Origin of the sequence: Eggerthella sp. 1_3_56FAA (assembly GCF_000185625.1) — a bacterium.
Classification (GTDB): Bacteria; Actinomycetota; Coriobacteriia; order Coriobacteriales; family Eggerthellaceae; genus Eggerthella; species Eggerthella lenta.
Genome location: NZ_GL622579.1, coordinates 857,321 through 876,669, shown reverse-complemented (window position 1 = coordinate 876,669; position 19,349 = coordinate 857,321). Strand labels below are relative to the sequence as shown.

General features: G+C 65.1%; 19 protein-coding genes and 1 pseudogene. All 20 read left to right on the top strand.

Features of this window, described 5'->3' with window-relative positions:
• A pseudogene (locus HMPREF1023_RS03830) lies at nucleotides 1-246 on the top strand (hypothetical protein); the annotation flags it as partial.
• Nucleotides 234-1,694, top strand: a complete 1,461-nt coding sequence (locus HMPREF1023_RS03825; protein WP_009304836.1) for an ABC transporter ATP-binding protein — start codon at nucleotides 234-236, stop codon at nucleotides 1,692-1,694. The pseudogene HMPREF1023_RS03830 and the gene HMPREF1023_RS03825, both read left to right, overlap by 13 nt.
• Nucleotides 1,691-2,398, top strand: coding sequence for an ECF transporter S component (locus HMPREF1023_RS03820; protein WP_009304835.1), 708 nt, complete (start codon nucleotides 1,691-1,693; stop codon nucleotides 2,396-2,398). The genes HMPREF1023_RS03825 and HMPREF1023_RS03820 overlap by 4 nt, the downstream gene beginning before the upstream one ends.
• Nucleotides 2,399-2,473: 75 nt before the next feature.
• A complete protein-coding gene (locus HMPREF1023_RS03815; protein WP_009304834.1) occupies nucleotides 2,474-3,082 on the top strand; it encodes an L-threonylcarbamoyladenylate synthase in 609 nt (202 codons plus the stop codon).
• 358 nt (nucleotides 3,083-3,440) lie between these two features.
• On the top strand, nucleotides 3,441-4,415 hold the full coding sequence (locus HMPREF1023_RS03810; RefSeq protein ID WP_009304833.1) for an alpha/beta hydrolase: 975 nt from the start codon (nucleotides 3,441-3,443) through the stop codon (nucleotides 4,413-4,415).
• Entirely contained in the window at nucleotides 4,397-5,899 is a 1,503-nt protein-coding gene (glpK, locus tag HMPREF1023_RS03805; protein ID WP_009304832.1) for a glycerol kinase GlpK, read from the top strand. The genes HMPREF1023_RS03810 and glpK overlap by 19 nt, the downstream gene beginning before the upstream one ends.
• Before the next feature lie 108 nt (nucleotides 5,900-6,007).
• Nucleotides 6,008-6,448: a ribose 5-phosphate isomerase B gene (gene rpiB / locus HMPREF1023_RS03800; protein ID WP_009304831.1), complete on the top strand. Its 441-nt coding sequence runs from the start codon at nucleotides 6,008-6,010 to the stop codon at nucleotides 6,446-6,448.
• A gap of 73 nt (nucleotides 6,449-6,521) precedes the next feature.
• Entirely contained in the window at nucleotides 6,522-7,778 is a 1,257-nt protein-coding gene (gene glyA, locus HMPREF1023_RS03795) for a serine hydroxymethyltransferase (RefSeq protein WP_009304830.1), read from the top strand.
• 36 nt (nucleotides 7,779-7,814) lie between these two features.
• Nucleotides 7,815-8,450: a uracil phosphoribosyltransferase gene (gene upp, locus HMPREF1023_RS03790; protein WP_009304829.1), complete on the top strand. Its 636-nt coding sequence runs from the start codon at nucleotides 7,815-7,817 to the stop codon at nucleotides 8,448-8,450.
• Between the two features lie 224 nt (nucleotides 8,451-8,674).
• Nucleotides 8,675-9,133 carry a cytidine/deoxycytidylate deaminase family protein gene (locus HMPREF1023_RS03785; RefSeq protein ID WP_009304828.1) on the top strand — a complete coding sequence of 153 codons (459 nt, stop codon included), beginning with the start codon at nucleotides 8,675-8,677 and terminating at the stop codon, nucleotides 9,131-9,133.
• Between the two features lie 315 nt (nucleotides 9,134-9,448).
• On the top strand, nucleotides 9,449-9,730 hold the full coding sequence (locus tag HMPREF1023_RS03780) for a hypothetical protein (RefSeq protein WP_009304827.1): 282 nt from the start codon (nucleotides 9,449-9,451) through the stop codon (nucleotides 9,728-9,730).
• 19 nt (nucleotides 9,731-9,749) lie between these two features.
• A complete protein-coding gene (gene atpB, locus HMPREF1023_RS03775) occupies nucleotides 9,750-10,535 on the top strand; it encodes a F0F1 ATP synthase subunit A (protein WP_009304826.1) in 786 nt (261 codons plus the stop codon).
• Between the two features lie 148 nt (nucleotides 10,536-10,683).
• Nucleotides 10,684-10,902: an ATP synthase F0 subunit C gene (gene atpE, locus HMPREF1023_RS03770; RefSeq protein ID WP_009304825.1), complete on the top strand. Its 219-nt coding sequence runs from the start codon at nucleotides 10,684-10,686 to the stop codon at nucleotides 10,900-10,902.
• 54 nt (nucleotides 10,903-10,956) lie between these two features.
• Nucleotides 10,957-11,577 (top strand): F0F1 ATP synthase subunit B, encoded by a 621-nt coding sequence (atpF, locus tag HMPREF1023_RS03765; protein ID WP_009304824.1) that lies wholly within the window; start codon nucleotides 10,957-10,959, stop codon nucleotides 11,575-11,577.
• On the top strand, nucleotides 11,567-12,145 hold the full coding sequence (gene atpH / locus HMPREF1023_RS03760) for an ATP synthase F1 subunit delta (protein WP_009304823.1): 579 nt from the start codon (nucleotides 11,567-11,569) through the stop codon (nucleotides 12,143-12,145). Before atpF ends, atpH begins: the two co-directional genes overlap by 11 nt.
• Complete coding sequence (gene atpA / locus HMPREF1023_RS03755; RefSeq protein ID WP_156996442.1) at nucleotides 12,139-13,713, top strand: F0F1 ATP synthase subunit alpha; 1,575 nt, start codon at nucleotides 12,139-12,141, stop codon at nucleotides 13,711-13,713. Before atpH ends, atpA begins: the two co-directional genes overlap by 7 nt.
• Before the next feature lie 12 nt (nucleotides 13,714-13,725).
• Nucleotides 13,726-14,634 (top strand): ATP synthase F1 subunit gamma, encoded by a 909-nt coding sequence (gene atpG, locus HMPREF1023_RS03750; protein WP_009304821.1) that lies wholly within the window; start codon nucleotides 13,726-13,728, stop codon nucleotides 14,632-14,634.
• 12 nt (nucleotides 14,635-14,646) lie between these two features.
• A complete protein-coding gene (atpD, locus tag HMPREF1023_RS03745) occupies nucleotides 14,647-16,086 on the top strand; it encodes a F0F1 ATP synthase subunit beta (protein ID WP_343085337.1) in 1,440 nt (479 codons plus the stop codon).
• Nucleotides 16,086-16,496: an ATP synthase F1 subunit epsilon gene (gene atpC / locus HMPREF1023_RS03740; RefSeq protein ID WP_009304819.1), complete on the top strand. Its 411-nt coding sequence runs from the start codon at nucleotides 16,086-16,088 to the stop codon at nucleotides 16,494-16,496. Before atpD ends, atpC begins: the two co-directional genes overlap by 1 nt.
• Before the next feature lie 254 nt (nucleotides 16,497-16,750).
• Entirely contained in the window at nucleotides 16,751-18,964 is a 2,214-nt protein-coding gene (locus HMPREF1023_RS03735; protein ID WP_050784804.1) for an EAL domain-containing protein, read from the top strand.
• Nucleotides 18,965-19,349: the final 385 nt, after the last annotated feature.

The following is a 19,349-nucleotide window of genomic DNA, read 5'->3' as shown; positions in this document are numbered from 1 at the left end:
GGGGCCGCCGCGCGGCGCACCACGTACGCGCGCTACCGGTTCCGTCGCTTCGACGCCGCGGCGCTCGTCTTCGGCGGCGCGCTCGCGTTGCTGGCCGCAGCCGCCGCCTGGGCGGCATGCGCGCAATTCCGTTTCTATCCGACGATCGGCGGGCTCGCGCCTTGGTGGAACTATCTGCCGTACGCGCTGTTCGCGTGCCTGCCGCTTGCGATCACCGCGAAGGAGCATCTGAGATGGCGAGCGTGAAGGCGATCGAGGCGCGCGGTTTCTCGTTTCGCTACCCTGAGTCGACGGCCGGCATCGGCCCGCTCGATTGGGCGGTGGAGGAGGGCGCGTTCCAGCTTCTGGTGGGCGCCACGGGCAGCGGCAAGACCACGCTGCTCGGTAGCTGCAAGCCGGCCATCGCGCCGGTTGGAGCGCGCGCGGGCTCGCTGCAGGTGTTCGGACGATCCGTGGAAAAGCTGGATGCGCGCGAGGCCGCCGCGACGGTGGGTTACGTGGCGCAGAGTCCCGAGAACCAGATCGTGTGCGACAGCGTGTGGCACGAGCTGGCGTTCGGGCTGGAGAACCTCGGCGTGGAACAGGACGAGATGCGCCGCCGCGTGGCCGAGGTCGCTCACTTCTTCGGCATAGAGCCGTGGTTCCGCCGCTCCGTCGCCGAGCTGTCGGGCGGCCAGAAGCAGATGACCACGTTGGCCGGCACGCTGGCGATGCAGCCGCGCCTGCTGCTGCTTGACGAGCCCACCGCCCAGCTCGATCCCGTGGCCGAGAAGAACTTCCTGCACGCTCTGTTTCGCGTGAACCGCGAGCTGGGCATCACCGTCGTCGTGGCCACCCACGCCCCCGAGGCGATGGCCGAGTACGCGACGGACATGGTGGAGCTGCGAGAGGGCACGCTGATCCGCCGCTTCGAACCGCGCGCCGGGGTGTCGGCCCTCCGTCGTTCCGAATCCGTCCCGGTGGCGCCCGCCTCCGCTCAGGATGATGAAGCCGCATACGCCGTCTCGTTGCACGACATCCATCTGCGCTACGCACGCGATGCCGACTGGGTTCTGCGCGGCTGCGATCTGCGCGTCACCGCCGGCAGCATCCACGCCGTCGTAGGCGGCAACGGCTGCGGCAAGTCCACGCTGCTGCGTGCCATCGCCGGGGTCGTCAAGCCGGAGCGCGGCCGCGTTGAGAACTGCCTGGCCGCGCGCCAGGCGCTGCTCCCGCAGGATCCGAAAACCCTCTTCGTGTGCGATACGGTGGCCGAGGAGCTGCGCGAGTGGCAGGCGAACTGCGGCTACGACAACGCTGCGATCGATGGCGTTCTCGCGCGCTTCGGTCTGGACGCGCGCGTCTCCAACCATCCTTATGATCTGTCGGGCGGCCAGCAGCAGTTGCTCGCGTTCGCGAAGCTGCTGCTGGCCGATCCCGACCTGCTGCTGCTCGACGAGCCGACGAAGGGGCTCGACGCGCCGTCGAAGCTGCTGGTCGCCCGCACCCTGCGCGATCTCGCGCAGGCCGGGGCGACCGTCGTCCTCGCCACGCACGACCTGACGTTCGCCGCGCTCGTCGCCGATGCCGCCACCATGCTGTTCGACGGGGAGGCCGTGTGCACCGAGCCGGCCGCCGCGTTCTTCGCGGGCAACCTGTTCTACCGCCCGACCGAGGATGCGTTCTCCCGGCTGTGGCGCGAGGAACGCTCGTGACGCGCCCGCCTTCCCGCGCGGCGGCGCGCCTCCTCGCGCTGCTCGAGGTGCCGGCGCTCGCCGCCGTGCCTCTCGTGCTGGGCGTGTGCGCGTACTTCCAGGTGGAGCAGGGCGCGCTGCTCACCGTGGTCGTGGCCTTCGCGGCGGTGGGCGTGTTCTTCGCCAGCTTCGAGGCCTCGCGCCCGGCGTTGCGCCAGATCATGCCGACCGTGGTGTTGGCGGCTCTTGCGGCGGCAGGTCGCATGCTGTTCGCTCCCGTTCCCGACTTCAAGCCGGTGTCGGCCATCTGCATCCTCGCGGGAGCCGTGTTCGGCCGCCGCAGCGGCTTTCTGGTGGGCGCGCTCGCGGCGCTCGTGTCCAACTTCTTCTTCGGCCAAGGGCCGTGGACGCCGTGGCAGATGTACGCTTGGGGCCTCGTAGGCTACCTGGCCGGCGTCCTGGCCGACCGTGGCTGGCTCGACCGGCTGCCCGTGCTGTACGCTTACGGGTTCCTGTCGGCCCTGCTGTACGGCCTGCTGCTGAACGGGTGGTACGTCATCGGCTTCGTGCAGCCGTTCTCCTGGCCGGCCGCGCTCGTCGCGTTCGGCGCCGCGCTGCCGTTCGACGCGACGCATGGCGTGGCCACCGTCGTGTTCCTCGCGGCGCTCTACGTTCCCTGGCGGAAAAAGCTCGAGCGCATCAAGAGGAAGTACGCGCTGATCTGACGGATGCCGCCGATTGCGGCGCGGCGGCCGTGCGCGTGCTACAATGCCTCCCGATCATCGAAGAAGGGAGCTCCCATGCCGCCACTGTCCAGCTCGAAGCGCGAAGCCGTCGCCGCCCTCAAGCGCGGCGAGGCGGTCATCTTTCCCACCGAGACGGTGTACGGCCTGGGCGTGTCCGTCGAGGCGGCGGCGAGCCCCGAGGCGCTCTACGATCTGAAGGAGCGCGACCGCGGCAAGCCCGTCTCCTGGCTCGTGGGCGGCGTCGACGACCTCGATCGCTACGGAGCGCACGTGCCCGACCTGGCCCGACGTCTGGCACGAGCGTACTGGCCGGGCCCCCTCACGCTTATCGTGGAAGCCGGCGACGCCGTGCCTGCGGCCTTCCGCTCGGCGGCGGGCTCCATCGGCCTGCGCATGCCCGACAACGATACGGGCCTCGAGCTCATCGAGGCGGTCGGCTGCCCGCTGGCCACCACGTCCGCGAACATCTCGGGTCTGCAAGCGCCGGGGGCCTTCGACGCGCTCGACCCCCGCCTCGCCGCTCGCGTCGGCGTGGTGGTGCCCGACGACACCGACGACGATAAGAGCGGCGTGGCGTCCACCGTCCTCGACTGCACCGTAAACCCCCCGCGCATTCTCCGCGAAGGCGCCGTCGCTGAAGCCGATATCCGCGCGGTGAGGTAGTCTCTCGGCCGCCGCCGCGGCGGTCGGCGCGCTCTCCGCATCCGCCCTCCCTGCCCACACGCCCCTCTTTTTTGGCACAGATTCACCGCACGATTTTCGGCGCATGATTTCAGTGCGTGCGCATAAAACCCCAGGTCAGATTTTTCGCATCAGGAAAAAATCGTGCATAACGGTGAATCTGTGCCAGCAAGGCGACGGCTCCCAAGCTCCACCCTCGTTTCCCTCGCCTCCTCAAGCCTCCTTGAGCCTTCCGCCTTGCCGAACGCGCCCGGCTCGGCGTCGACGTTCGCGTAACGCTTCCCTCCGAGCGAGCCGCGCTTGGGTATAATGGTTGAAAACTCCTGGGGAGGGGATTTGTATGGATACAACGGTCGCAGTCGCGCCGATCGGCTTTTTGTCTCATGACGGAACGTCCACCATCAAAGGCCTCGTGTGGGAGCCCGAGCGCACGAGGGGCAGCCGCCGTGTCGCGCCGCGCGGCGTCATTCAGATCGTCCACGGCATGGTGGAGCATGTGGGCCGCTACGACGAGTTCGCGCGCTTCCTCGTGGAACAGGGCTTCGTGGTGTGCGCCGCCGATCACATCGGCCACGGCAAGAGCGTGGCCAGCGCAGACGAGCTTGGCTGCCTGCCCGTCGACGGCAAGGAGACGCTCATCGAGGACGTCCACGAACTGCGCAAGACCGTCACCGCCCGCTACTCCCGCCAAACCCCTTACATCATGTTCGGCCATTCCATGGGAAGCTTCGTCACGCGCGCCTACCTGGCGCGCCACGGCGAGGACGTGGCGGCGGCCGTCATCTGCGGCACGGGCCAACAGCCCCTCGTCCTGTCGAAGGCGGGCAACGCGCTGGCGCGCTTCCTCGCGAAGACGAAGGGCGCCGACTACCGCAGCAAGCTTCTGGACGGCATGGGCGTGGGCGCGTTCGCCAAGCAGATCGAGAACCCGCGCACGCCGCACGACTGGGTCTGCACCGATCCGGCCGTCGTGGACGCCTACATCGCCGACGAGCTGTGCGGCGCCATGTTCTCCGTCGGCGGCTACGCCACGCTCACCGACCTCACGGGCGAGGTGGTGTCGCCGTCGTGCGCGGCGAAGGTGCCGAAGGGATTGCCCGTGCTGTTCGTCGCCGGCGCCGAGGACCCGGTGGGCGCGTGCGGCAAGGGCGTGCGTGCGGCGGCCGACCTGTTGCGCCGCGCCGGTGTGCGGGATGTGGAGGTGAAGCTGTACGAGGGCATGCGCCACGAAATCCTCAACGAACCGGGGCGGGCTCAGGTTTATACTGAGGTGGTCGGTTGGATTGAGGAGCATGCATGCCAAAGTACGTCGTAGCGCTCGACCAGGGTACCACCTCGTCGCGCGCCATGCTCGTCGACGCGAACGGATGCGTCGTCGATGCGGTGCAGAACCCGTTCCCGCAAGTCTACCCCCAGCCCGGCTGGGTGGAGCACGACCCGCGCGACATCCTGTCGTCGCAGCTGGGCGCGCTCACCGAGCTTCTGGTGGCGCACAACCTGGGCGCAAAGGACATCGACAGCATCGGCATCACGAACCAGCGCGAGACCACCGTGGTGTGGAACCGCGAAACGGGGGAGCCCGTGATGAACGCCATCGTGTGGCAGTGCCGCCGCACGGCCCCCATCATCGACGAGCTGACGGCCGACCCGCAGACGGCGCGCATCATCGCCGACAAGACGGGCCTCGTGCCCGACGCCTACTTCTCCGCCAGCAAGATCAAGTGGATCCTCGACCACGTGGAAGGCGCGCGCGAAGACGCCGAAGCCGGCAAGCTGGCCTTCGGCACCGTCGACACGTGGCTCATCTGGACGCTCACCCAGGGCAAGGTACACGCCACCGACGTGACGAACGCCAGCCGCACCATGCTGTACAACATCCACGAGCTGCGCTGGGATCCGTGGCTGCTCGACCTGTTCGGCATCCCGGAGTCCCTGCTTCCCGAGGTGCTCCCTTCGTCGGGGGAGTTCGGCCGCACGGCTTCCGCGGGCATCGTGCCGAACGTGCCCATCTGCGGCGTGGCGGGCGACCAGCAGGCGGCTCTGTTCGGACAGTGCTGCTTCCAGCCGGGCCAGGCGAAGAACACGTACGGCACCGGCTGCTTCCTGCTCATGCACACCGGCGGCGAAGCGTGCCGCTCCACGAACAACCTCATCACCACCATCGCCGCCTCGGGTCCGGGTGCCGGCCCCGAGTACGCGCTCGAGGGCAGCGTGTTCATGGCCGGCGCGCTCATGCAGTGGCTGCGCGACGACATGGGCGTCATCGACGACGTGGCCGAGACCTCGGCCATCGCCCGTAGCGTGAGCAGCACCGACGGCGTGTACGTGGTGCCCGCGTTCACCGGCTTGGGCGCACCCTATTGGGACGCCGATGCGCGCGGCGCCATCTACGGGCTCACGCGCGGAACCGGCCGGGCGCACATCGTGCGCGCCGCGCTGGAGTCGCTGGCCTACCAAGTGCACGACCTCGCGGTGGCTATGGAGGCCGACGCGGGGGTGCGCTTGAGCGTGCTCAACGTGGACGGCGGCGCGTCCGCGAACGATTTTCTCATGCAGTTCCAAAGCGATATCTTGCGCACGCCGCTGCGCCGCCCGCAGAATGCCGAGACGACCGCGCTCGGCGCCGCGTTCCTCGCAGGGCTCGCCACCGGGTTCTGGAAGGACGCGGAAGCCCTGTGCGCCCTACGCTCTTCGGACGACGTGTACGAGCCGGGCATGGAGGACGAGCGCCACGCGAAGCTGCTGGAAGGCTGGGCTCGCGCCGTGAAGCGCACGATGTCGGACGCCCTGTCATCCTGAGCGGAGCGCCGAAGGAGCGAAGTTCCGACGCAAAGCCAGTCCTTTAGGGAAAGATCCCGTGCGGCGCCAGCCGTCACGTGACGAAAGAGAAGAGGAAGGGAACCTCACATGAAGATCAGCATTGCAAGCGACCATGCGGGCTTCGAGCAGAAGCAGGCGCTGGTCGGCTACCTGGCCTCCAAGGGCCACGACGTGATCGACCGCGGCCCCGACTGCGACGACCGCGTCGACTATCCCGACTATGCGGCGCGCGTGGCGCACGATGTGGTCGACGGCATGGCCGAGCGCGGCGTGCTCGTGTGCGGCACGGGCATCGGCATGGCCGTGGCCGCCAACAAGATCGACGGGATCCGCGCCGCCAACGTCACCAGTCCGCTGTTCGCCGCCCTCGCGCGCGAGCACAACGACGCGAACGTCGTAGCCGTCTCGGGTCGCTTCATCGACGAGTCCGTGAACCGCGAGATCCTCGACGCTTTCGTCTCCACCTCCTTCGGCGGCGGTCGTCATGCAGGTCGCGTCGAGAAGATCGCCGCTCTCGAAAACGAATAGCCCGCACGCGCGCAGCGCGGATCGCGCTGTGCTAGCATGATCGCTTCGCCTCGCCCTCATCGAAAGGAACACCATGGCCCTCCAGTACGTATCCCAGACCGATCCCGCCGTCGCCGATGCCATGCGCCAGGAGCTTACGCGCGAGCGCGACTCCGTCGAGCTCATCGCTTCGGAGAACTTCACGTCGCCCGCCGTCATGGAAGCCGTGGGCAGCGTGCTCACGAACAAGTACGCCGAGGGCTATCCCCGCAAGCGCTACTACGGCGGCTGCGAGAAGGTCGACCTCGTGGAGGACCTCGCGCGCGAGCGCGCCTGCCAGCTGTTCGGCTCGAACTTCGCCAACGTGCAGCCCCATTGCGGCGCGAACGCGAACCTGGGCGCGTACGAGGCGCTCATCGAGCTGGGCGACACGGTGCTGGGCATGAGCCTGGCCGAGGGCGGCCATCTCACGCACGGCTCGCCGGTGAACTTCAGCGGCCGCCACTACGACTTCGCCAGCTACGGCGTGGACGCCCAGACCGAGACCATCGACTACGACGAGGTGGAGCGTATCGCCAAGGAAGTGCGCCCCAAGCTCATCGTGGGCGGCGCCAGCGCCTATCCGCGCGTCATCGACTTCGAGCGCATGGCCGCCATCGCGCGCGAGGTGGATGCGTACTTCATGGTGGACATGGCTCACATCGCCGGCCTCGTGGCCGCAGGCGCGCATCCCAGCCCCGTTCCGCATGCCGACGTGGTGACGTCCACCAGCCACAAGACCCTGCGCGGCCCGCGCGGCGGCTTCATCCTGTCCAACGACGAGGACATCGCCAAGCGCATCGACAAGGCCGTGTTCCCCGGCTCGCAGGGCGGCCCGCTCATGCACGTCATCGCCGGCAAGGCCGTGGCGTTCGGAGAGGCCATGCAGCCCGCCTACAAGGAGTACATCGACCACGTGGTGGAGAACGCGCGCACGCTGGGGCAGGGCATGATGGACGGCGGTTTGCGCCTCGTGTCCGGCGGCACCGACAACCACCTGTGCCTCGTGGACCTCACGCCGGCCGACGTCACCGGCAAGGATGCCGAAAAGCTGTTGGAGAGCGTGGGCCTCACGGTGAACAAGAACTCCATCCCCAACGAGCCGCGCAGCCCGTTCGTCACGAGCGGCATCCGCGTGGGCAGCGCTGCGGCCACCACGCGCGGCTTCACGGCCGACGACTTCTACGAGGTGGGCCAGCTCATCGCCGCCACGGTGTTCAACGCCGAGAGCGAGGCGAAGCTCGCCGATGTGCGTGCGAAGGTGGACGCCCTCCTTGCCGCGCACCCTTTGTATCCCGAGCTCGATTACTAGTTCCCGAACCGGATCGCAAGAAAGAAGGCTTATCCCATGCACTACGACCGCGTCACCGTCGTCGACCACCCGATGGTCCAGCACAAGCTGTCCAAGCTGCGCAACAAGAACACGTCGTCGAAGGACTTCCGCGCCCTCGTGCGCGAGCTTGCCATGTTCGAGGGCTACGAGGCCACGCGCGATCTGGCGCTTGAGGACGTCGAGGTTGAAACGCCCATCTGCAAGGCTGCGTGCAAGCAGGTGGCCGGCAAGAAGATGGTCATCGTCCCCATCCTGCGCGCGGGCCTCGGCATGGTTGAGGGGCTGCAGGAGCTCATGCCCTCCACGTTCGTCGGACACCTCGGCATGTACCGCGACCCCGAAACCCATGAGCCGCACGAGTACTACGCGAAGCTCCCCGACAGCATCTCCCAGCGCGACGTGCTGGTGGTGGACCCGATGCTGGCCACGGGCGGTTCGGCCACGGCGGCCATCCACTATCTGCGAAAGCTCGGCGTGAAGAACATCAAGCTCGTCGTGCTCGTGGCGGCGCCCGTCGGCATCGAGGCCGTGCTGTCCGCCGACCCGGACGTGCAGATCTACACCTGCGCCATCGACGAATGCCTGAACGAACATGCCTACATAGTCCCCGGCCTCGGCGACGCCGGCGACAGGATTTTCGGCACCAAGTAACAGAAAAGCCGCAGGTAGGATCTCCCTTTCTGAAGATCGCCCGCAGAATGGCTGTTGGCTTGGGAGCGGGGCCGGTGTTTTCGGCTTGGCGGTTTCGATAACCTTGAAGGGTGAGCGGCGGCGCGGCGCCCACCAAGCGAGTTCCGCAGCGAAGCGAGGACTGTCCGAGCGACTGGGCGTTGCGCCGCCGCCCACCCGGTCGCGCAGGTTGAAAGAGGTAAGCAATGGAACCACTCGACCATCGCCCCAGCTGGGACGAGTACTTCATGACGCTGGCGAACGAGGTCGCCACGCGCACCACGTGCATGCGCCGCGCCGTAGGGGCCGTCATCGTGAAGGACCGCCGCATACTGGCCACCGGCTACAACGGCGTGCCTACCGGCATGCGCCATTGCGCCGAGACCGGCTGCCTGCGTCAGCAGCTCGGCGTGCCCAGCGGCCAGCGCCACGAGATCTGCCGCGGCCTGCATGCCGAGCAGAACGCCATCATCCAGGCGGCGCGCTACGGCATCAACATCACGGGGGCGTCCATCTACGTCAACACGCAGCCGTGCATCGTGTGCGCCAAGATGCTCATCAACGCCGGCATCGACGAGATCGTCTACCAGAACCCGTACCCGGACGAGCTGGCCATGTCCATGCTCGAGGAAGCCGGCATGAAGCTGCGCGTGTTCGACCTGTAAACGAGATAGGGGAATGGGATAGGGGACGGGCGTGTCAGGGGGACGGGTGATTTGACACGCCCTCCTGACGTAAAATGAGCCACTAGCCCCGTCCCCCTGTCTCATTCCTGTCCTTTTCCGCTTGGAGAATATACGGTTTCGCTTACCGTTCCCCCGCGCTTTATGCAGTTTTTTGGCCGGTTTATTCTTCCACTCACCCAAATTTTGTAAGTTTTTGTAACCCTGCCGTCAGCCGAACGTGAAGTTCCGTTATCATACGAGTCGGCTTGGTAGGATGCGTACTTGTGCGCTCGACGGTCAAGAAGAAAGTGGGACATGGCAGTAGCAATCGTTCTGGGGGCGCTCGCGGGCGCTGCGGGGTTCGCTCCGCTGTTCGCCGGCTTGCGTATGACGAGACGAGTGACCGACACCAGCAACCTGGGGCACGCCGGTGCCCTTCTTCTAGGTGTGCTGCTCTCGGTCGCTGTGCTCTTCGTAACCGCCATCGCCTGCGCGCTCCTCGCGCGCGAGTTCGTCCTGCCCTTCGTTCTTGCCGAGGTCGTGGCTCTTTCCGTCGCGGCTATCGGGTTCGGCGTCAGCAATCTAGTGCGGAAGTAAGATGGAAAGGTAAAGACACGTGAATCCTCTTGAATCCCTAGCGGAACAGGTACCTCACCTGCAGCATTCTTTCGATTCCGCCTTCGTGTTCGGGTCGGGATCGTTCGGCATGACGCAGTACGTGCTGTGGATGCTCATCTGCTTCCTCATCACGCTCGTCGTCGTGCTTGCGGCCAGCAAGCGCCTCACGATCATCCCCACGAACAAGTTCACCAACATGGTGGAGTACGGCTACGAGTTCGTGAAGAAGGACATGGGCGAAAGCGCCATCGGCCACGGCTACAAGAAGCACCTGCCGTTCTTGGCCACGCTGTTCTTCTTCATCCTGATCAGCAACTTCGTGGGTCTCATCCCCGGCTGCAAGACCCCCACGGGGTCCATCAGCATCACCTGGGCGCTCGCGGCCATCTCGTTCATCTACTTCATCTTCTGGGGCATCAAGGCCAAGGGTCTGGGCGGCTACCTCAAGTCGTTCGCGCCGTCGGGCCTGCCGCTGGTCATGGTTCCCATCGTGTGGTTCCTCGAGCTGTTCTCCACCGTGCTGCGCGTGCTCACGCTGGCCGTTCGACTCTACGGAAACATGTTCGCCGGCCATATGGTGCTCGGCATTTTCGCGCTGCTCACCAGCGTGTTCATCGGCTCCGCCATCCAGGGCGCGGGCGTCGGCGTGGGAAGCATCTCCATCGCGTGGATGCTGTTCCTGTTCGCCATGTACGCTCTCGAGGTGCTGGTTGCGTTCCTGCAGGCCTACGTGTTCACCATCCTCAGCGCGGTGTACATCGGTCTGGCCACGTCCGACCACTAGGTCGACCCCGCATCCTTTCCGAAAGGGGAGGGCGCACGCGCCTGCGCGCGGCAACGTTTGGTGTTTGACCGGCTATTCCACGGCTGGTTGACATAGAAGGTGTCCATGGTTCTCGGGAGAAGCCCGAGAACGGTAAAAGGAGGAAACTGTGGAAATTACACTCGCTCTTGCGGCTCTGAAGCTCGTGGGCTACGGCCTGTCGACCATCGGCCCCGGCCTGGGCATCGGCATCGCCTGCTACGGCTGCTGCGTCGCCACCGCTCGCCAGCCCGAACTGCAGGGTCGTCTGTTCACGAACTTCATCATCGGTGCTGCTCTCGCCGAGGCTCTGGGCCTCATCGGCTTCGTGCTTACCTTCATCGTGTAACTAAGCCTCATTCGGATACCGTGCCGTATAAGGCTTACATAGGAGGTAACGTACGTGAAAGCTAAAGCGAAAGAAACATCGGCCCGCATCGGGCTTGCCGCGCTTGCCGGCGCCGGCATGACGTTTGCTTTCCCTGCGCTCGCGTTCGCGGCTGAAGAAGAGTCATCGGGCGGCCTGAGCGCCATCTTGCCCGACATGGCGGAGTTCATCCCCATGCTCGTGATCTTCATCCTGCTCTGGATCGTTCTGGCCAAGTTCGGTTGGCCGAAGTTCGAGGCCATGCTGGAGAAGCGCGAGATGACCATCAAGGATTCCCTTGAGAAGTCCGAGCAGGCTCGCGTCGAAAGCGAGCGCGTGCTTGAGGAATACAAACGCCAGCTGGAGGATGCCAAAGCCCAGGCCGCCCAGATCGTCGCAGACGCGAAGAAGACGGGCGAGGCCGTGAAGGCCGACATCACCGATAAGGCGCAGTCCGAGGCCACCGCGATGATCGAGAAGGCGCACAACGCCATCGAAGCGGAGAAGAAGGCCGCCATCTCCGAGCTGCAGGGCTCGGTTGCCGACCTGTCCGTCTCCGTTGCGTCTCGCCTGATCGGCGAGGATCTCAACGATGCCGAGCACCGCAAGATCATCGAGCGCTACGTGAACGAGGCGGGCAGTTTCAATGCCAACTAACCGCCAAATTCTCAAGGAGAAGGTCGCGACGTATGCGTCCGTGCTTCTGGACGGCGCATACGAAGCAGGCGGTCAAGACGCCGTGCTCGAGGTCCGCGACCAGGCCGAGCGCATCCTGCGCATCGCGCGTTCGAACATGGATCTCTCCGACGCCTTGGAGGACAGCTCCTATACGCCCGAGCAGAGGGGTCAGCTGGTGCGCAACCTGTTCGCATCCAGCAATCCCGTCCTCGTCGACGTTCTGGCCGTCATGGCCGAGCGCGAGGACTTCGCGTTGCTGTCGCGCGTATGGGCCAGCTATGGAGAACAGCTCGAACGCAAGCTGAACGTCACCGTCGTCGACGTCACGACCGTCGTCGAACTGGACGATCGTCTGCGCGAGGTCATTACGAAGAAAGCTGAGGCCGACCTGGGAACGAACGTCGTGTTGCGCGAGCATATCGACAAGTCCCTGCTCGGCGGCATATTGATGAGTGCCAACGGCAAGCGAATCGACGCCAGCGTCCTGTCGCAGTTGGAAAGCGCTCGCAACGTGCTCAAACTATCAACAGATGGAGGTGAATGCTAGTGACTGAAATCACCGCACAGTCTATTGACGAGGCACTGCGCAAGCAGCTCGATGCGCTCAATACGAGCGTCGAATCTCGCGAAGTCGGAACCGTCATCCAGATCGGCGACGGTATCGCGCGCGTCGACGGCCTCAAGGACGCCATGGCGGGCGAGCTCCTCGAGTTCGTGGGTTCCAACGGCCAGACCGTCTACGGTATGGCCCAGAACCTCGAAGAGGACGAAGTCGGCGCCGTGCTGCTTGGTGACGTCACCGCAATCAAGGAAAACGACCAGGTGAAGACCACCGGTCGTATCGTGGAGATCCCCTCGGGCAAAGAGATGCTCGGCCGCGTGGTGAACCCGCTCGGCATGCCGATCGACGGCAAGGGCCCCATCAAGGCCGAAGGCATGCGCCCGGTGGAGTTCAAGGCCCCCGGCGTCATCCAGCGCCAGCCCGTCGAGGAGCCGATGCAGACCGGCATCCTGGCCATCGACTCGATGATCCCCATCGGCCGCGGCCAGCGCGAGCTGATCATCGGCGACCGCCAGACCGGCAAGACGTCCATTGCGGTTGATGCCATCATCAACCAAAAGGGCAAGGACATGATCTGCATCTACGTCGCCATCGGCCAGAAGGCGTCCACGGTCGCCGGCCTGGTGGAGACGCTGGAGAAGCACGGCGCGATGGAGTACACGATCATCGTGAACGCCTCCGCGTCCGACTCCGCTCCGCTGCAGTACATCGCCCCCATGGCGGGCGCCGCCATCGGCGAGTACTTCATGTACAACGGCGAGAACGGCCAGCCGGCCACGGCCGACAACCCGGGCCGCCACGTGCTGTGCATCTACGACGACCTGTCCAAGCAGGCCGTGGCGTACCGCCAGATGTCGCTGACGCTGCGCCGCCCGCCGGGACGCGAAGCGTACCCGGGCGACATCTTCTACCTGCACTCCCGCTTGCTGGAACGCGCGGTCAAGATGTCCGACGAGTACGGCGCGGGCTCGCTCACGGCGCTGCCCATGATCGAGACGCAGGCCGGCGACGTGTCCGCCTACATCCCGACCAACGTCATCTCCATCACGGACGGCCAGATCTTCCTGTCCACCGACCTGTTCTTCCAGGGTCAGCGCCCTGCGGTCAACGTCGGCATCTCGGTGTCGCGCGTCGGCGGCTCCGCGCAGGTCAAGGCCATGAAGCAGGTTGCCGGCACGCTGCGCCTCGATCTCGCGTCCTATCGCGAGCTGCAGGCGTTCACGCAGTTCGGCAGCGACTTGGACAAGTCGACCCAGGACCAGCTGAACCGCGGCGCCCACATGACCGAGCTGCTGAAGCAGGGTCGTTACGTGCCGATGCCCGTCATGGACCAGGCTATGTCCATCTACGCAGGTGCTCATGGCTACCTCGACGACATCCCGGTGTCCGACGTCGTCCGCTTCCGCGGCGAGTTCCTCGACTTCATCCACGCTTCCAAGCCGGAGATCGTCGAGGCCCTCGAGAAGGCGCAGAAGTTTACCGATGAAATCGAAACCGACCTGAACGCCGCTATTGAAGCTTTCAAGCTGCAGTTCTCGCCCTCGGCTTCTTAAGGCAGGTAGACTATGCCCAACCTTCACGACATAGAAAGGCGTATCGGCTCCGTCTCTTCGACGAAGCAGATCACGCGCACCATGGAGATGGTGGCGGCCGCGAAGATCCGCCGCGCTGGAGAGCGCGTGGCGGCTGCGACGCCGTACTCCGAATCCATGGTCGAAATGTTGGCCAACGTTGCCAAGCGTGTAGGTGGCTCCGATAACGCGCTGTTGCGCAAGCACGACGAAGTGAAGAACGTGCTGTTCGTCGTGGTTGTGTCGGACCGCGGCCTTGCCGGCGGTTTCAACAGCAACGTGCTGCGGCACGTCGAGCGTCTCATGAAGGAAAAGCAGGCCGCAGGCGCGTCCGTCCAGGTCGTCGCCTGCGGTAAGAAGGCCGTCGGGTACTTCACCTACCGCAAGGTGGAGCCGGTGCTCGGGTTCACGGACCTTTCTGCCGATCCGACGGTGGAGGAGGCCGCGTCCGTCGCGGCGTACGCCATCGACGGATACGAGAACGGCACGATCGACGAGGTGTTTGTCGTGTACAACCACTCGAAGAACGCTGCCGAGCAGGTGCTGCGCACGGAGCTCGTGCTGCCCGTGGACACGGCTGCGCTCGATGCCGAGCTGGCCGCCGAAGGCGTGCAACAGGAAGCGGGCGAGGCGAAGCTCGAGGGCGACGTGATCTTCGAGCCCAGCGCCGAGGCCGTACTCGACCGCTTGCTGCCGGCGTATGTGCGCACGACGCTGTACCATGCGCTCATCGACTCGGCCGCTGCCGAGCAGGGCGCGCGCCGCAACGCCATGATGTCGGCTACGGACAACGCTACCGAAGTGCTCGAAACGTTGACTAGATTGTATAACCGCGTACGCCAGGGCGCTATCACGACGGAGATTTCCGAGATCGTCGGTGGCGCAGCGGCTTTGGAGGATTAAATGGCTGAACAAATGCTTACGAAGGAGGAGCTCGAGGCCAGCAAGGGCGCTACCGGTCGCATCGTGCGTATCGTCGGCCCTGTCGTTGACGTCGAATTTCCCCCTGATCAGCTGCCGGCGATTTACAACGCGCTGACGGTTGATGCCAAGACCCTGGCGGGCGACTTGCACCTCGTGCTCGAGGTCGAGACGCACCTGCCGGGCAACCTTGTCCGCTCGGTGGCCATGAGCTCGACGGACGGTCTCGTCCGCGGCCTCGAGGTCGTCGACACGGGCAACCCGATCATGATGCCCGTGGGTCCCGAGACCCTGGGCCGCATCTGGAACGTCATGGGCGAGCCCGTCGACGAGAAGCCGATGCCCGAGGTGAAGGGCTACATGCCCATCCACCGTCCGGCTCCGGACTACGACGAGCTGTCCACTACCACCGAGATCTTCGAGACCGGCATCAAGGCCATCGACCTCGTCGAGCCCTTCGTCAAGGGCGGCAAGACGGGTCTGTTCGGCGGCGCCGGCGTGGGCAAGACGGTTATCATCCAGGAGCTCATCAACAACCTGGCCCAGGAGCACGGCGGCACGTCGGTGTTCACGGGCGTGGGCGAGCGTACCCGCGAGGGTACCGACCTCTACCTGGAGATGAGCGACTCGGGCGTCATCAACAAGACCTGCCTCGTGTACGGTCAGATGAACGAGCCTCCGGGAGCGCGTCTGCGCGTGGGTCTCGCGGGCCTCACCGAGGCGGAGTACTTCCGCGATCAGGGCCAGGACGTGCTTCTGTTCGTGGACAACATCTTCCGCTTCACGCAGGCCGGCTCCGAGGTGTCCGCTCTGCTGGGCCGCATGCCCTCTGCCGTGGGTTACCAGCCGACGCTGGCAACCGAGATGGGCGACTTGCAGGAGCGCATCACGTCGACGTCCACCGGCTCCATCACGTCCGTGCAGGCCGTGTACGTGCCCGCCGACGACCTGACCGACCCTGCGCCGGCCACGACGTTCACGCACCTCGACGCGAAGACGGTTCTGTCCCGTTCGATCTCCGAGCTGGGCATCTACCCGGCAGTCGACCCGCTGGAGTCCACCTCCCGCGCGCTCGACCCGCAGATCGTCGGCGAGGAGCACTATCGCGTGGCCGTGGGCATCCAGGAGCTGCTGCAGAACTACAAGGACCTTCAGGACATCATCGCCATCCTCGGCATGGACGAGCTGTCCGAGGATCAGAAGAAGATCGTGAACCGTGCCCGCAAGGCGCAGCAGTTCTTCGGCCAGTGCTTCCACGTGGCCGAGCAGTTCACGGGCCTGCCGGGCAAGTACGTGAAGCTTGAGGACACCATCCGCTCCTTCGCCGCCATCCTCGACGGCGAGTGCGACGAGATCCCCGAGCAGTGCTTCCGCATGAAGGGCTCCATCGAAGACGTGTACGCTGCGTACGAAGAGATGAAGAAGGCCTCGTAATGGCTGGGTTCATATGCGACATCGTGACGCCGGTGGCGAAGCTGGTCTCTGATGAGGTCGAGCTCGTCGTCGTGCCCGGCGTCGAAGGCGAGATGGGCTTTCTGAAAGGCCATGCTCCGCTCGTGTCGGTGCTTGCTGACGGCGAGGCGCGCGTGAAGGCGGTCGGCGCCTCCGAGACCGTGCATTACGCTTTGCAGGGCGGTTACGTCGAGGTGACGGACGACAAGGTCATCATCTTGGCCGATCGTGCGCTGCCTGCGGCCGACATCGATGTCGAGCAGGTGCGCGAGCAGCTGGCCGGCATCGAGGAGCAGCTGTCCGGACTCTCCGAAGAGGAGGCTCGCAAGACGACGCTCGCAGCCGATAAGGCGTGGTGCGACGTTCAGCTGAGGGTCGCCAAAGCGGCTTAAGGCGGACGCGTTCGAAGACGCGCGGCTTCGGTCGCTTGGCAACGCAACGGCCGATGCGCTGCGGTTGACGAGCAAGATGTGGAAGAGCCCCCGCACGGGGCTCTTCCTTTTTTCCGGCTATGTTTTCGAGGCGTTGGCGTCCCGAAGAGGGATGGTCTCGGACAATGCGAGAGGTTCGGATTCGAGAGTGGTATGATAAGGGGGAAATCGTTGTGCGCCGACGGGCTGCGGCGCAAAGATGAAGGAGAGCGCTCGTGAGTCGTCGGAAGTCCTTTGAATCCTCCGGATGCGTGCAGATCGAGGGCGAGGAAGACGGCTATGACGCGCTGACGGGGCTGCCGGATCGTACGAGCTTGGAGCGTCGTATCGAGCGGTGCCTTGCCCAGAAGGGTCGTCCGTTCAGCCTCATCGTCATCGATATCGACAATTTCAGGTCGTTCAACGACGCGTACGGCTATGCGGTGGGCGACGCGATCATAGCCCGGTTCGGACGCTATCTGCAGACGAGCCTCTCGACCGGCGTCGAGATGGTGGGACGCGTGGGCAGCGAGGAGTACCTCGCCATCGTCGACGGCGCCGACCGGGACGTCCTGGACGGCCTCACGAGCGATCTGCTCTCCGTGCGCCTGACCATCGACGGGGAAGGGCCTTCCGGGGAATCCACGTCCGTCAGCCTGACCGCCGGCGCGGGCGTCGTGTCGTGGGACGGGGAAGCTGCCTTGACGCCGGCGGCCCTCATCCATCAAGCCGAGGTGGCGCTGCGCAAGGCGAAGCAGCTCGGCCGGAGCCGCCGCTACGCGTTCGAGACCGACGATGCGGAATTCGCGCGTCTGCGGGAGGATATGCGGCTTTCGATGGAGCTGTCCGTCGAGATCGGCGATGCGCTCGAACGCGGGGAGTTCGAAGCCTTCTTCCAGCCCCTGTTCAGGCCCTCGAACGGCCGGATCGTGGGGGCCGAAGCGCTCGCGCGCTGGCGGCATCCGTCGCGCGGCCTGGTCAGCCCCGCCGTGTTCATCCCGCCGCTCGAGCGCAGCGGCGCCATCGTCGACCTCGATCTGGCCATATTCGAGCAGTGCTGCCGCTTCCTGCGCGACCGTCTCGACAAGGGCGCGGTCATCGTGCCGCTGAACTGCAACTTCTCGCGCTTGCATTTCTTGGACGACTCGTTCGCCGACACGTTGAAAGGCATCGTCGACCGCTACGCCGTCCCTCCGTCGTATCTGTGCGCGGAAATCACGGAAAGCGCGTTCGTCGAGGATTTCGACACCGTGATCGGCCAAGTGAAGCGGCTGCACGAGCACGGTTTCAGCGTGGCCATGGATGATTTCGGCAGCGGGTACTCGTCGCTGGGCATGCTGCAGAACCTGCCCATCGACGAAGTGAAGATCGACCAGCTGTTCTTCCAGCGCGACCTTTCCGACTTCCGCAACGCGACCGTGGTGTACTCGATGGCGAACATCGCCAAGGTGCTGGGTCTGGTCGTGGTTTGCGAGGGCATCGAAACCGCCGAGCAGGTCGAGTTCGTGAAAGGCATCGGGTGCGACATTGCCCAAGGCTTCTTCTTCAGCCGCCCGGTCGACGAGGCTTCGTTCGGCGGCTTGCTGGAACGCGCCCTGGCGCACGAGCCCCAGAAGCGCTCGCCGCTGCGCAAAGAGGATGCGCGGTCGTTCATCGTGCGCTTGTTCGATCATGCCTTCGTAAGGCAGGATCTCGATGCGTTCGCAGACTGCTGCTTCGACGACGTGCAGTGGCAGGATCGGTTCGAGGAGGGCTGCTTCTCGGGCATCGACGCGGTGCGCGCGCATCTCGAGCGCGCGATGAGCGGCCGGGAGCTCTCCATCGCGTACAAGGCCATCACGGTGAACGAGCTGTCCGGCGACCTCGTCGCGGTGAGCGGCGAAGCGGTGTTCACCGGAGACGTGGACTACCAGGGCGTCTTCTACTTCGGTGCGTCGTGTTTGGCAACTGATGCCGGCGTCCTTCTGACCAAGATGAAGATCGACCGAGTCAACCGTTCGGGGCATTCGCATAGATCCTTGCAGATGGCGGCAATGGATATGGAGCGGTTGGACGAAGGCCCCGCGCTCGATCAATTCTACGGGGTCGTGCCCGTGGGCATCATTCGCTACGATTTGTCGGGCGACATGCTGATAACTTATATGAATCAAGCTATGTTCGACATCCTCGGCTACACGAAGGAGCAGTTTTACGGAGAGGTTGGAGCCAACCTTCGAATGATCGTGCATCCCGACGATCTCGACCATCTGTACAAGAAGAGCGTCGAGATGATAGAGACCGGCGAGTCGGAGCCGTTCTCCTATCGTTTCATCAGGCGCGACGGCTCCGTCGCACGCGTGCTGTATCGGCAATGCAATCTTCCGGGCATCGACGGGCGGCCCGTCACCCAGGGCATGTACATCGATCTGGACGAAGCCGAGCGCTATCTGACGGAGGGCGAAGGGGAATAGGGAACCCTGCGGAGCCGCGATGCGAGGGCGGCGCGCGTCGATCTTCGCGCAATCGGGGATTTCTGTCGTCTGCTCGAGGCTAAGGGCTCGAACGACCCCAGCACCCGCCGACACCGGCTTGACGGCGAAATGCACGCGTCGAGGTAAAAATCGAACGGTTTGGTAATCCTGGCGGAGCCCGGCTGCGGCGCTTCGAGTCCGCCGAGTGCGATTGGGAACGTTTCCCCAGGTCGGATACTCGAACCGTAAAACAAAGCGAATCAGTGGGATTACCAAACCGTTCGATTTTTACCTCGACGCCGTTTCCGCCGTCGAGCCTCTACCGGCGCCCTGCGGGAGTCTGTCGGGCTCCCGCAGTCTTTCGGTTTGGGCGCGAATCGATGCC